Annotated in this window: 7 protein-coding genes; 3 read left to right on the forward strand and 4 right to left on the reverse strand. The window is 44.5% G+C overall.

The genetic code is table 11. The features are described 5' to 3' along the window. The 4 genes from IH598_17395 to IH598_17410 form a co-directional block, all read right to left on the reverse strand. The coding region (locus IH598_17395) for a hypothetical protein (protein MBE0640293.1) at positions 1 to 2,999 on the reverse strand (2,999 nt) is incomplete at its 3' end. Between the two features lie 73 nt (positions 3,000 to 3,072). Beyond that, a complete protein-coding gene (locus tag IH598_17400; protein ID MBE0640294.1) occupies positions 3,073 to 5,757 on the reverse strand; it encodes a formylglycine-generating enzyme family protein in 2,685 nt (894 codons plus the stop codon). Positions 5,758 to 6,059: 302 nt separating this feature from the next. Further along, positions 6,060 to 8,486 carry a glycoside hydrolase family 127 protein gene (locus tag IH598_17405; GenBank protein MBE0640295.1) on the reverse strand — a complete coding sequence of 809 codons (2,427 nt, stop codon included), beginning with the start codon at positions 8,484 to 8,486 and terminating at the stop codon, positions 6,060 to 6,062. 330 nt (positions 8,487 to 8,816) lie between these two features. Beyond that, positions 8,817 to 9,491 carry a DUF4918 family protein gene (locus IH598_17410; protein MBE0640296.1) on the reverse strand — a complete coding sequence of 225 codons (675 nt, stop codon included), beginning with the start codon at positions 9,489 to 9,491 and terminating at the stop codon, positions 8,817 to 8,819. A gap of 107 nt (positions 9,492 to 9,598) precedes the next feature. Here IH598_17410 and IH598_17415 point away from each other — a divergent pair, with 107 nt between their 5' ends. The 3 genes from IH598_17415 to IH598_17425 form a co-directional block, all read left to right on the forward strand. Then, complete coding sequence (locus tag IH598_17415) at positions 9,599 to 11,710, forward strand: M3 family metallopeptidase (GenBank protein ID MBE0640297.1); 2,112 nt, start codon at positions 9,599 to 9,601, stop codon at positions 11,708 to 11,710. Between the two features lie 376 nt (positions 11,711 to 12,086). Further along, a complete protein-coding gene (gene recN / locus IH598_17420) occupies positions 12,087 to 13,742 on the forward strand; it encodes a DNA repair protein RecN (protein ID MBE0640298.1) in 1,656 nt (551 codons plus the stop codon). A gap of 30 nt (positions 13,743 to 13,772) precedes the next feature. Then, positions 13,773 to 14,641, forward strand: an 869-nt coding sequence (locus IH598_17425) for an enoyl-ACP reductase (GenBank protein MBE0640299.1), incomplete at its 3' end; no start/stop codon positions are given.

The following is a 14,641-nucleotide window of genomic DNA, read 5'->3' on the forward strand; positions in this document are numbered from 1 at the left end:
ACTGAAGTAGCTGCCGGTAAAGCCGGATTGAACTGAATATTCAGAGGATGTGAGCCGGTGTACCCGAAATGGTAATTAGTTTTTTCCGGTGTCCTGTCCATTTTCAGGTTAACGAATTCATTGCCGACCGGGATATTTTTAAATTCGTAGAAATCCCAGTTGGCGGGAACTGCGGGAGAAAGTTTCAATGAATTATTCAACGCATCCGGTTCATATCCAATCATTCCGTCGATGAGCGGCTGTAGGATCATGGTCTCGGACCAGCACTGGTGAGCGCACACACCGGATGGTTTAAACTCAGCGCCATGCAGCACTTCTTCCACAAAACCTTTGGCCCAATAATTTTTTATATTGATTGTGCTCATCACGTGTCCAATTGCCTGCACTGGCCGATGCTGTTTGAATTCAGCCAGGGCCACCCAACCGGTGTATAACGGCCAGACACTTCCTGAGTGATAACCGGCCGGGTGAAACCGTGGGTTATCTTCGCCAACGATGCGCACTCCCCAGTTGGAAGTGAAGTTGTTGGAAGCCCAGTTGTCCAATGATGCTGCTGATCTTTCCTGATCAATATGCCCGAAATACATTGGAATGGCCGGCATAATGGTATTCTCCCAGATATAGGTGTTATCGGTTTTGAGGCTGTGATTGTAAAAGCCAGCCTGACTGTTATAAAACTGATTTGCAATGATGGACTTGACTTTTTCAGCATCGGATCGATATTTTATACTGAGTTCATCTTCGCCCAGTGCCTCCGAAATATAAGATGACTGTCGCAATGCCTCTGCCCAGCAGGAGGCAAGATAAATGGTGGTTTTTCCGCCAAACAGAAAGCCGCCTTCCACCCAGCCATGCCCAACATTGGTGTTTTCGATCAACCCGTCGCCATCGGTGTCGGTGGAATAGCAGAAATCCATTGCTTTTTTAATACTTGTGCTGTTTTGCCGGATAAAATCAATGTCGCCGGAAGCACGAAGGTATTTGCCGGCCAGCACCACAAAAAGTGGTGTGGCATCCGCGGCATCATAATGCACAGCGCCTGAAGTTGTGAGTTCGTGGAAAATTTTGCCGTTGAGTGCCTGGTATTTAATGAACATAGCCAGTACGTCCCTGACTTTCAAAAAATCACCATAACCATTGATGGCAAATCCACTCCACTGGCCATCCCTGCCAAAGTACCATGCATAACCCGGCCGCCCGTTGATTTCATGCCTGCCGTTCCAGCCTCTTTCCGTTGTTCCGATACCTGCTACCAGCGACCTGCCGACACCCGGGGTATTTACAAAATGCCTGTCGGTGCCAATAAGTGCCCAACGGTAGCCCTGGTCCAGCGATTCATCAGGGGTGTTGATCATCAATTTTTTATCCAGAAGGGCTTTATAATATTCCCTGGCATTTTCATACACCAAAAATGAATTTTCCAATGCTTGACTTTGATATTCAAAGACTTTTGGATCTTTGGCATCTGAAGCACTGATCACAATATCCAGTGTTTGATCGTTGGTCAGTTCAAATGAGGCCATAGCGCTTACCTGCAGCAGTTCTGTCGGGATTCCTGTTAATTGCACATTTTCTTCAGCAAATCCATCAAACCGGCCTGCCATGCGGGATGTTGGTTTTTGGTTAAACCCCACCATAGAGGTAAAATATTCTTTTCCATCACTGATCTCAAACGATTGAATTGCATCATCCCAGCCATATCTAAGTGATCCCATCACTTTATGAGAGTATGGCCACATCAGCCGGAGATTGGATTTGAATTTTACAAATAAGGTAATAGGCTGGCCATCATATTGATATTGAATAGCTGTTGTTGGATTTTCGTGGTGAACAGCGATAATCTCCCTGAGTCTCCCGGTTTTTAGTTTGTATGTGCGGATGATTGCTTCAGGACTGATTTCGACCGATGGAGTGATATCCACTAACCATGCAATTTTTTTAGTTTCGTATTCAGCAATCCCAACATCATAATCCCGCAGTGCCATGAAGGGATGCGCCCAGATTTCGTCGATACCCGATTTTTCTTTTCCCATCACCAGCATCCGTTCCCCTGCCAGATCCCAGAAATCGGCTGATGCTTCTTCGCTTAAATAACTCAACTCATTTTTTATTACCTCCCATTTCCTGGAGTTTGGTATGTAAATTCCTGGTAAATCAGGTTTATACTCAGTCACAGTGCCGTAATTGTAATTCCAGTAATTGACTTTTTCAGGGAGCGGGTTTGTGAGGTAAGCCAAAGTATTTTGAATAAACAGATCGAATTCGACTGTGTTTTTATTCTGAATGCCAAATTCAATATAAGCACCGATGGCAATTACTTTGCCTTTCCCTTTTGAATATTCAAGGATTAGTTTTTTTTCTTCATGAAACGTAATGTAGGACCAATCAACGGCGATTACTTTTCCGGCGGGTATGTATCCGGGATCGAAGTAACCAGTTTGCCGGGTTGTGGTGTCATGCTCCGGATTGAAAAGATATACCCCGCCATTTAGCCCTTCGAACACCGGGTGGTGCAGGAACGAGTGAAATCCAAGGTTGCGTCCGTAACCCCGGTCAGCGGCTTCAACGGAGATGGTATCCGGAGGTTGCTGCTCCAAACCGAGTAAAGGCAGGAGTTGCAGTGCATCCATGGTGAGGAGGAGTTTGCCTCCGTTTTCGATGTGATCACTTATTGTTTTTACAAAGCTGGTCGATGTAATTTCCCCTGGTAAACCGGTTGGATTTCTGTGATGTATCCACAACAAATCAAAATCAGATAAAGATTCGGTCACTGTGGCATTTTCATCAACTTTGATCAATTGAATTTCAATTTTTTCGAATTGATGTAAAAGCGATTCCATGGCGATAATTTCTGAAGAACCTTGCGTGTCTTCAGTCACAATTACACCAACCGAAATCATCCGGTCAGTCTTTTTCACACAACCCGTCAAAAGAAAACCGAAAAATAACCCAAGCAACAGATACTTTTTCCAAAAAATGTAATTTTCTCCTTTTCTCATAAAATTTAGTCATTTTTGTTCCAAACCGTAGTTTTTCGAGCATCCCGCACCAAAGGTCGGGACACCAAACATTTTACTTATCCATCACACACCTGAATCCCACAGTAGCATTCCGGTCAAAACCCGGGCCGACAAGAAGCAGCATCTGCCTGCTGTCCAGTGTCTGTGGGCCACCTTTCACATACCACCAGCTTGATGTCGGGTTAAAATAGCTTCCTCCCCTGATCATTACAAAACTGTAACTGCCATTATCATAAACATCGTTTGTTAACTGCCATACGTTGCCCACCAGGTCATGCACGCCAAATGGACTAAAACCTTCCGGCCAGGCGTCTGAACGCAGCAACATCCCTGTGCCAGTGTTGCATTTTGTCGAATCGGGATCATTTCCCCATGGCCATTTGCGACCATCCAAGCCCTGTGCTGCATATTGCCATTCCGCTTCTGTAGGCAGTCTTTTGCCGATCCATGTTGCATAAGCATTTGCATCGTTAAGATCAACCCAGGTAACCGGCTTGTCAGCATCCTCCGGTAGGTATTTCCCATTTATCCAATGTTTCAGATAGTTCATCGTGTCTTTTGGTAAATAACCGCTTTTCCGCACGAAATCAAAATACTGTCGGTTGCTGATTGGAAATTTATCCATGTAAAATGACTTTACCCGTACAATTGACGAATCTGAATTGGAAGGGTAGGGGATAAACTGATCATTATTTGTAGAATAAAAAGCGAATTTTCCGTCTGGAATCAGCACCATTTCACTGGCGATTTTTGGATTGAAACCAGTCCTCCGGAACTCACTGATCAGTAATGGCTCTCCGGTTTCACGGGCAATTACGCACTCATCGGCGAGCAACCCGGCATCAAAGAGCTGAATGACTATTTTGCCTTCATAACGGCCAAAATACTCACTTAACCTGATGTTGAGGTTTACCAGATTAAATACAACCGGTTCAATTTCATAGGATGGATTTCCCTTCCAAAGTTTAAACATCTCTCCCCGACCGGCAGTCAGAATCAGGGAATCCCCCTGTTGAACCAGTGCGATCAGTCTCGGGAAACCGGCTATGCAGTCAATCTGTCCTTCTCTTCTTGTTCCGGTAAATTCCGGTTTAAAAGGGGGGATTGAAACCGGGATGTAGCTGCTCCCGCCTTCTTTCTGAGGTGTGACTTCTTCATGATTCCAAAGGTTGATGAAATGATGCTTTTCATTGATATCCACCTTAAAAAGATGTCCATGGTGGCCATTGTGTTTCAGGCTGAGGATGGTGTAAATTGTTTTTTCAGCAGTCTGAAATTGGTTAATCCATATGCTGTCAACTGTAGAATTGATCATAGGAGTAAATTCATAACTATTGAATGCATCAGTGTTTTCGCGCAGGATCATGGTGGTTCTTCCGAGCAGGCTGTATTCTTCATCCATCCAATCCGGTCGACCCGGGGCAAAGGTGTTGATTTCTGTTCCATACCCGTTGAAGAATGAGATGGCTGTCTCACGATGAATTCGTCCCTGCGAAAGCTGGCACACCCTGAAAATGGCAAAATCCGGTTTAATCAGTTTGTTCAGGTTTAAAACCGGCTGCAGGAAGATGGCGTCGTGCACTCTGCCTGAAATAATTCCCGGCATATCTTTAACCACCGCCATTCCTTCGCTGTACATGATCACGCCCGGTTTGATGCTGTCGGCAGCCCGTTGTAGCTGGTCGCTTGAACTTCCCTGGGTGTCGAGCACTACGCCGTCGGCATTTAGTTCATCAATCAATCGTGCCATGCCAACATAAGGATTTTCGAAGCGGGTGCTTTGATCCCAGGGATTAAAGGCGATAAAAAACCTGGTGTTGAGACTTGCAGCTGTCGATGAAATATCTCTTAATTTTGGTAGTCCGCCCGGCAGGTCGCCATATAAATCCCACTGATTGCGTTCATCCACACCAAGGCGAGGCCATGTCGGCCAGATTCCAAAGACATCATACCAACCGAAGTGTTTAGGGTTTTTCAGGAAATCATCAATCTTGTACTTTTGCGTTTGCCAGTCGTAAAATTCATGATTCCAGGCAAACTGCAACACCATCAGGTAAGCGCTCCTGATCCAGGCCAGGTCTTTGCGCTCATACAACGCCAGATCGAAGGTGTCAAGATCGAATAGGTAATGTTCCTGAAACATCTTTTTCAGGCCGTTTTGCCACTCCCCCTCAAAAGTGTTGAGGTAAACGCTGTAAGTCACATCACCACCAGGCTCCACAATGGTTTCATAACGCCGCCGTTGTGCTTTGGTCCAGCCTATACGCCGGGCAAGCGCACAGACCGAACTTCCTTCATCAATTGGAAAAGATGCATAACCCAGTTCCCAGGCGTTGTCGGGTAACGTCACATTTACCGGACCAAATCCCGGCCGGAACAGTTTCGCCCGAGCCAATGCCCAGGGCCCGGTAGCAGTGATGTAAACATGGTTTTCATTTTCGCCAAACGGGACAAAATTGGAAATGCGGAGGGTGTCGGGGCTAGTGTTTTTGATGACCACCTGATAAAGCGATGACTTTCGGAAATCGGGGTCATTTGCTATTGTAAAATGAACTTTGTCGGAAACAGCCTTATCCTTATCTGAAAAACTACCATAGGAAAGGCTCTGGTGAAGCTCATCCTGAATGCGGAGAGTAAAATTCGTAAACGGAATGATTTCCTGATTAAGGTGTTTTTGCTGCCCGGTAATCTGAGCAGCGAGAAGAAATGAGAGGCAGAGGAGGAGATTTTTTTTCATACATTATTCTTATGGATTGAATTTCAGAGATTTATCGTGTTGGTCGATGAAAATGTCACCCCTTCGGGGTTTTCTTTGTTTTGTAATTTGATTGTTTCTATAATCATGTCACCCCTTCGGGGTATTCTGTGCTTTGTAATTTGATTGTTTCTATAATCATGTCACCCTTTCGGGTTTTTCTTTGTTTTGCAATTTGTTTGATTCTATGATCATGACACCCCTTCGGGGTTTGTGTGTTTTGAATTGTTTTTATTTTTTAAATCATGACACCACTTCCTAGGTTTGCTTTTGTTTTTTCAAAATCACTCCACCTTCCACTCCAATATTCCACCTGAATAATCGGGCTGCAACTGGATTTCCAAACGCATGGCGGTGGTTTTTACCTGGGATATTTCGATGGTGTTCATCTGGTCTTTCAACACTGGGTATTGGCCGTGCTTGAAGACCTCTTTCCAATTTCCATTATCCAGGTAGAATGCTTTCCAGCTTTGTGGGATTCGGCAGCCTCCGTCCGGGCCGTCGTCAAACCAATAAACATGGATGTAGGCGATGCTGGTTTCTTGATTGAATTCGTACTCTACCCACTCCTTTGTTCCTTTGTGACTCCAGAACGTGAAACGCGGGATGGTATGATCGTTACTGTTTTTAGGAATCAATTGGTCGTTGAGCGCCGAAATCTGGTCGTAAATGTAGGATGCCGATTGTTTTGCTTCGGATGCAATGGTTGGCGGCGGGGTAGGGTTGGCGGCTGATTCTTCGTAAGGCAGCCACACGAGCATCTCACCATTTCCGCGATGTGCCCAGGCATAATAGGGAATCAAAACCAATTCACGGTCAGTTTTGATGAGTTGGTCATCATTTGAATCTTTGGAAACATGATAGGCATTCGATTTCAAAATGGATACGCCATTCACCAGGTTGGTTTGTTCAACCTGAAATTCAAGTTCCGGATCAACCAATAAATTACGCACCCTGCCTCCATTATCCACCCATTCAGCGCAGTAAATCAGTGGTCCGCGACTGATGGCCATCCTACCGGTATTTTCTTTTACTTCAGGTTTTGAAACAATTTTTGTAACAGGCATTGGAATATTCAGTTCGATTTGATCGCCTTGCTGCCAAATCCTGGAAATCTGGGCATACCCATCTTTTATCGCATAAGAAAGCACTTCTCCATTTATCGAAATTACCGGCTTTTCCGCTGGTAATGATCTGAATTGGTACAAATCTCCCGGCATCGGGCTGCTGACCGACCACACCGGAATCCGCACGGCCATTGTGAACTCAGCATTGCTGGAAGGGTTCACTTCAATTTTCACTTCGCCATCCCACGGGTAATTGGTTTGCTGAATCAGTTTCAGATCTCCAAACCCCATTTTCACCGCCCCTTCACTTCCAATGAAAAGATTGACAAAAACCTCTTTGTCGGTGTGCGCATAAATGTAGCCGGGCAGCGACGGCATAAAGCGGGCAACGTTGGTTGGGCAGCAGGAGCAGTCGAACCAGGGCTGTCGCTCATGGCTGCCGTCCGATTCCAGCGGGTTTGGGTAAAAGAAACGATCACCATGAATGGAGACGCCCGACAGGAATCCATTGTAAAGCGTCCGTTCGAGCACATCCACATATTTCGAATCGCCCGAAAGCAGGAACATTCGCTGGTTCCAGAGCATATTGGCGATAGCAGCGCAGGTTTCGTTGTAGGCCGAAAGATTGGGCAGTTCATAATCATCGCCAAATGCTTCACCCGAATGACGTGCTCCGATCCCACCGGTGATGTACATTTTTTTGAGAGCCACATTTTCCCACAATTTTTCAATAGCATTTCGGTAAGCCTTATCTCCGGTGAACGCAGCGATATCAGTCATACCTGAATACATGTAACCAGCCCGCACAGCGTGTCCCACAGCCTCAAACTGTTGAATTACCGGTTGATGATCCTGGGTGTAAGTCTTGTTGGAGCCATCTTTTCCGTAAACATACAATTCTCGTGCTTGAGCATTCCCGCGATCATCGAGAAAATATTTGGCCTGGTCGAGGTATTTTTTATTTCCGGTCACGCGATAAAGCTTTACCAGTCCGATCTCTATTTCCTGATGGCCCGGAACCCCGCGCAGCTGGCCGGCGCCGGTACCGAAGACCTTAACGACCAGATCGGCGCTTTTGATGGCAACATCGAGGAAACTCCGCTTACCGGTTGCCTCGTAATAAGCCACGGCCGCTTCATACATGTGACCAATGTTATACAATTCGTGACTTTGCTGCAGAAACGACCAACGTTCCTCCCCAGTATAAGGAATTATCGTGTCAGGGTCAATGGTTCGTGCAGTATAAAGATAACCATCTTCTTCCTGTGCCGCAGCAATGGCCGCAATCAATTCGTCCATATATGCTTCCACTTTTGGATCGGGATAGGTGCTGAGCGAGTATGCTGCTCCTTCCATCACTTTAAAAACATCGGAGTCATTGTAACGAATCCCGACAAACGAGCCTTGTTTCAACCCACCGGCTACACGAAAATTGTCAATCCGGTGCGTCTCTTCACATTTTTGAAAATTGTATGGAATCGAAACAATTCGGTTGGTATCAAGACGTGGCAACCAAAATTGATCAGTGAGTTTTACATTGGTAAATGGCACCGGAACAACCGGATAGTCAGCCGAAAGTGATTGTTTTTGCTTGCATGAATATAGCACAGCAACAATCACAAGAATGGAGGTAAATTTATTCATTGCACGTTAATTTTGGATTTTTGTCCAAAAATAACTTTTTCGTAAAAGCTAAACGATCACCATGAAGAAAAACAAGAGCCGGGATTGATTTTTTTAGCTTAGAAATCGGAGATAGTAAGCCTTGCCAACCGGTTTGATGTATCGGCTGTTAAAGTGTTAAAGCAGGGTCATAGAGGCAAAATACAACAATACCAAAAGGGAAATGATCCCAATTCCGATGATTGCATCCCGCTTAAGCCGATTGCGCAAGATTTTTTCGTAGTCGCTCATGGAGTATTTTGAAAGAAATTGATGCTGCAAAATTAAACAGTTAAACCATACTTAAGTGTCTTATTCACAATTTTTAAGAGCATTTAAATATTTTATTAAAAATTCATTAATTGATTTCCTGCGGTATTGCATAATGAACCTGGGGTGCTCTAGAGGAATGATCTCTTTGAAGAGTTTTACTTCACTATTGAGGGTGTTGAGAAACCTGAAATTTTTATCCCCACCGATACAAAGAGCAATCCTGGTGTTAGCTCCAAACTCAAATTGGTCATTTAAGCATTTCAGAGCAAATGGATAAACAGCATCACGAAGGTTTAGCTGGTCGTAGTAATTGATATTTTTGCCGTCTTTCGTAAACCCCAGAGGAGAAACCGCCGTAATAAAAAATTTACTGAAAAACTGATCAGCTCCACCATAGGCTTCGATGACCCTATAAATAAAGATGGATGACAATTCGTGCTTTTTTGGAAGGTGATTTGGTATTCCGCAATGCATCTCAAGATTTATGGGATCGGTGAATGAAATGCCAGTAACCCCGGCGCCAAACCTCCCGGGATTGATCCCGAATATGAATGCCCTGCTTTGGTCATCAGCATAATATTTATTTAAGAACCTTGTCACCAGATCAAAAGTGACCGGATGAATGTATGGATTCATCACTTCAATTTCGGGAACGTTGATTGCCAGGTTCAGTTTGTGATAAAATTCTAGGGCTTTTCCGGCAAATGTTTTCATCTTTATTAAAGGATCAGGAATGTGAATGACAAACGAACGCAATCAGCGATTTATGCTAATTTTGCCGTCAAAATAAACAGATTATTAATCCTAAACTTTCTATCTGAATGAAAAAATTTGCCGCACTGCTGATCCTTTCAGCCATTGCTTTTGTTTCGTGTAATCAATCCACTAAAACCGATTCGGAAATGAATCCATTTTTGACAACCTACAACACACCATTTGATGTTCCTCCTTTTAATAAAATCAGGAATGAGCATTTTTTACCCGCGATTAACGAAGGGATAAAAGCCCATGCTTCCGAAATTGAGGCCATTGTGAATAATCCTGAGCCTGCCAGTTTCGAAAACACCATCGCAGCCCTTGATCGCAGTGGGTTTTTGCTGACTGAGGTCAACAGCGTTTTTTACAATCTGCAATCGGCTCATACCAATGATGAACTGCAAAAGATTGCCCAGGAAGCATCGCCGTTGTTGTCGGAGCACAGCGATGATATTTTGCTGAATGAGGGGCTGTTTAAAAGAGTTAAGGCTGTTTATGACAAAAGAGAAAATCTTTCGCTTGATAAAGAACAGCAGATGCTTCTCGATAAAACTTACAAGCGATTCGCCCGCAATGGCGCATTGCTGGATAATGAGAAAAAGGAGACTTTACGAGGGATTAACTCAGAGCTCTCATTGCTTTCCCTCAAGTTTGGCGATAATCTTTTAGCCGAAACAAATGCATTTCAAATGGTAATAGAAGAAGAAAATGATTTAGCCGGTTTACCCCAAAGTGTCCGCGATGCTGCTGCCGATGCAGCCCGTGAAGCGGGTTTGAGCGACAGTTGGCTGATCACCCTCCATAGCCCGAGCAGAATGCCTTTCCTACAGTACGCCCAAAACCGGAAACTACGCGAAAAGTTGATGAAAGCCTATACCAACCGTTGTAACAACGATAATGTTTATGACAACAAGGAGATAACCTCAAAAATGGCTTCACTGCGCGTCAAACGCGCCAATCTGCTGGGATATAAAACACATGCTGATTTTGCGCTCGAAGTGACCATGGCCAAAAACCCTGCAACGGTTTACGCTTTTCTTGATGAACTTTGGACTCCGGCATTGGTGAATGCCAAAAAGGAAGCCATCGAGTTGCAAAAAATGATTGATGCCGAAGGTGGAAACTTCAAGCTGGAATCCTGGGATTGGCCGTATTACGCTGAAAAGCTCCGGCAGCAAAAGTTTAGTTTTGACGAAGAGGAGCTTCGCCAATATTTTGAACTTCAACATGTGCTACAGGGAATGTTTGAAGTAGCCAATAATCTGTTTGGGTTGCAATTTGTCGTATTGAAGGATGTTCCGGTCTATCATCCGGATGCTGTTGTTTACCAGGTGTTGGAAGCTGACGGATCGCACATCGGGATCCTTTATATGGATTTTCACCCCCGGGCATCAAAAAGCGGTGGGGCATGGATGACCAGCTTCCGCGAGCAGTTTATAAGAAATGGAGAGAACGTTCCTCCGGTCATTTCGATGGTGATGAACTTTTCGAAACCGACAGGTGAAATGCCGGCATTGCTTAGCTTCGAAGAAGTAGAAACCCTGTTTCACGAGTTTGGACATGCGTTACATGGATTGCTTTCCAACGTCAATTATCTCACTTTATCCGGAACCAACGTATCGCGCGACTTTGTTGAATTACCTTCACAAATCATGGAAAACTGGGCTGAACACCCGGAAGTCTTGAAAAGTTTTGCCAGGCATTATAAAACCGGAGAACCCATCCCTGATGAGTTGATTACAAAAATTCAGAATGCCAGTAAATTTAACCAGGGCTTTGCAACCACCGAGTACATTGCAGCCAGCTATCTCGACATGGACTGGCATACACTCACTGACGCTGAAACTCAAAATCCACTGCAGTTTGAAAAGAATGCAATGGATCGCATCGGTCTTATTCCTCAGATGGATCCGCGCTATCGCACCACCTATTTTGCTCATGCCTTTTCATGGGATTACTCAGCAGGCTATTACAGCTACCTGTGGGCTGAAGTACTGGATAATGATGCTTTTGAGGCTTTCCTCGAAAACGGACTCTTTGATCCTGAGACCGCTAAATCACTACGTCAATATATTTTCTCACCAGGTGGAACTGAAGACCCAATGGAACTCTATATTAAATTCCGTGGCAAAGCCCCGTCAAAAGAGCCGATGCTGAAGAAAAGAGGGTTGCTGTAGGAGAGCTGAGGGCATGGGGCAAAGAGCATGGGGCAAAGGGCAAAGTGTATGGTGTTTTTTTTGGCAGAAATTTCAAATGACAGATGTCAAAAGACAAATAAATGCGAAATTCAAAGAATTCAAATACGAAACTCTTCAATATTATTTTTGATCCTTTATACATTGAATTTTATTTGTCCTAAGGACTCCTATGGAGAGATTTGTTTTTTGTATTTTGTCCGCAGGACTCCTTTGGAGTAATTTCTGATTTATCTATGTCAGGCTTGGTAAAACCTGCCAGTGTGCGCAGCTCCTGACAGTGTTTAATAATTGACCACATTCCCATGAAATTTATTTGTGTAAGTTTGCCGTGCATTTGTAAACAACCCTGGCTTTTGTGCTAAAACATTTAACCATAAAGAATTATGCGCTGATAGAGAGTCTGGAAGCTGACTTTCATCATGGTTTTTCGGTGATCACGGGTGAAACCGGAGCCGGGAAATCCATCATCCTGGGCGCACTTGGTCTGATCCTAGGTCAGCGTGCCGACCTGCAATCGCTCATGGATAAAAACGAAAAATGCATTGTCGAAGGCTTTTTTAACATCGACCATCTTGAATTGAAAAGCTTCTTTGATGAGAATAGTCTCGACTATGATCCCAGCCAGGCGATCCTTCGCCGCGAAATCCTCCCTTCAGGCAAATCGAGGGCATTCATAAATGATACACCGGTTAACCTGAATCTGCTGAAAGAACTCGCAGAAAAACTTGTTGACATTCATTCACAAAACAGGGTGACTTCGCTTCAGGACGAAGGTTTTCAGCTGGCTGCACTGGATAATTATGCAGGACTTGGTGTTGAATTGCAGTCATACCGTGAGGTTTATGATACGGTAAAGTCTCTAAAGCATAACCTGGGTGCATTGGTTTCCAAAGAGGCTGAGGCGGCCAGGGAACAGGATTTTTACAGGTTTCAGCTTGAGGAGCTCGAAACAGCAAGGTTAGTTGCCGGGGAGCAGGAACAAACAGAAGAGGAGTTGAAGTTACTTACCCATGCTGAAGAGATCAAAACACGATTGCATAATGCCGCCGAAATACTCGACAGAGAGCATGGTCTGATTGATATGATCCAGGAGTTGATGCATGAAGTCAAGCCGGTAAGATCATATTACAGTGACATCGAAACCGTTTACAATACGATCGAAAGCAGTTTATTTGAATTAAAGGAGGCCTCATTAGACCTTGGCAGAGTGGGCGAAAAACTGGATGTTGATCCTGAAAGAGTCATTCAGCTAAACGAACGTCTGAATACAATCTATCACCTTCAGCATAAACACCGCACTGACAGTGTGGATGGGTTATTGAAAGTAAAAGACGAATATGCCGGAAAAATTGCTGCTTACTCATCCTTAAATGAGCAAATTGAACACTTGAAAAACCAGATCAGCGAGTTGGAGAGTGAACTTCAACAACGTGCAGAATTAATTTCAGCAAAACGGCACTCATCCAGTTCCGAATTTGAGAGTGAGATTATCAAACTCATCGAAGGACTTGGGATGCCACTCGCCCGGTTTAGTGTTAATATACTGCCAATCAATGAACTTACACCCGATGGTCTTGATCACGTTAGCTTTCTCTTTAATGCCAACAAAGGTGGAGAGCTACAGGAACTTGCACGTGTTGCTTCTGGTGGAGAACTATCGAGGCTGTTACTTGCCATCAAATCAGTCAACACCTCACGTAATTTGATTTCTACCATCATCTTCGACGAGATTGACAGCGGTGTTTCGGGTGAAGTTGCCGGAAAAATGGGAAATATTATGCAGATCATGGCCAGGACAATGCAGGTAATCTCCATCACGCATATACCTCAGATTGCAGCACGTGGAGCACATCATTATGTAGTGTATAAAGAAACCGGCGATGAACAGACAAAAACTTATATCCGGCAAATTCTCAGGGAAGAGCGTATTGTGGAGATTGCTAAGATGCTCAGCGATACCACTGTTACTGTCCCGGCATTGGAAACTGCTAAAGAACTGTTGAAAAATTAGTTTCTTTGCGCAAATTATAAATTGAACATCATGTCAAATAAATTACTTGAAGGGAAAAAAGGAATTATTTTCGGAGCGCTCAACAACCTTTCCATTGCATGGAAAGTGGCTGAAAGAGCACATCAGGAGGGAGCACGCTTTGTATTGACCAACACCCCTGTTGCCATGCGCTTCGGTGAAATTGACGAACTTGCTGAAAAAACCAGTGCAATCGTCATCCCCGCTGATGCCACAAGCGAAAAGGATATCCAGAACCTGATATCAAAAACAATGGAGCATTTTGGCGGAAAATTCGATTTTATTCTCCATTCCATCGGGATGTCAATGAACGTGCGCAAAGGGCGCCCTTACAACGACCTGAGCTACGAATATTTAATGAAAACACTTGATGTGTCGGCAGTTTCCTTCCATAAAGTGCTGCAGGCTGCCTATAAAATGGATGCAATCAACGAATGGGGATCTGTGTTGGCATTATCGTACGTTGCAGCTCAACGCACCCTCTACCGTTACAACGACATGGCCGATGCCAAGGCCTTGCTTGAATCGATTGCGCGTAGCTTTGGTTATATCTACGGGCGTGAACGCAAAGTCAGGATAAATACTGTTTCACAGTCCCCGACCAAAACAACTGCTGGTAGCGGGGTGAAAGGGATGGACGGACTGATGGATTTTACCGAACGAATGTCACCACTAGGAAATGCTACCGCTGATGAGTGTGCAGATTATTGCATCACCCTGTTTTCCGATCTCACGAAAAAGGTCACCATGCAAAATCTTTTCCACGACGGAGGATTCTCAAGTATGGGTATGAGTTATCGCGCCATGCAAATGTACAACCGAAGCCTCGAATGTGAAGATTGCCCGGAATATACTGAGGATGATATTGAAGTGAATGATTA

It is taken from the genome of Bacteroidales bacterium, assembly GCA_014860585.1.
Taxonomy (GTDB): domain Bacteria; phylum Bacteroidota; class Bacteroidia; order Bacteroidales; family 4484-276; genus RZYY01.

Bases quoted from the DNA above. Each gene is read 5' to 3' on its own strand.
- IH598_17400 (MBE0640294.1), bottom strand. From the start codon at position 5,757: ATGAAAAAAAATCTCCTCCTCTGCCTCTCATTTCTTCTCGCTGCTCAG.
- IH598_17405 (MBE0640295.1), bottom strand. From the start codon at position 8,486: ATGAATAAATTTACCTCCATTCTTGTGATTGTTGCTGTGCTATATTCA.
- IH598_17410 (MBE0640296.1), bottom strand. From the start codon at position 9,491: ATGAAAACATTTGCCGGAAAAGCCCTAGAATTTTATCACAAACTGAAC.
- IH598_17415 (MBE0640297.1), top strand. From the start codon at position 9,599: ATGAAAAAATTTGCCGCACTGCTGATCCTTTCAGCCATTGCTTTTGTT.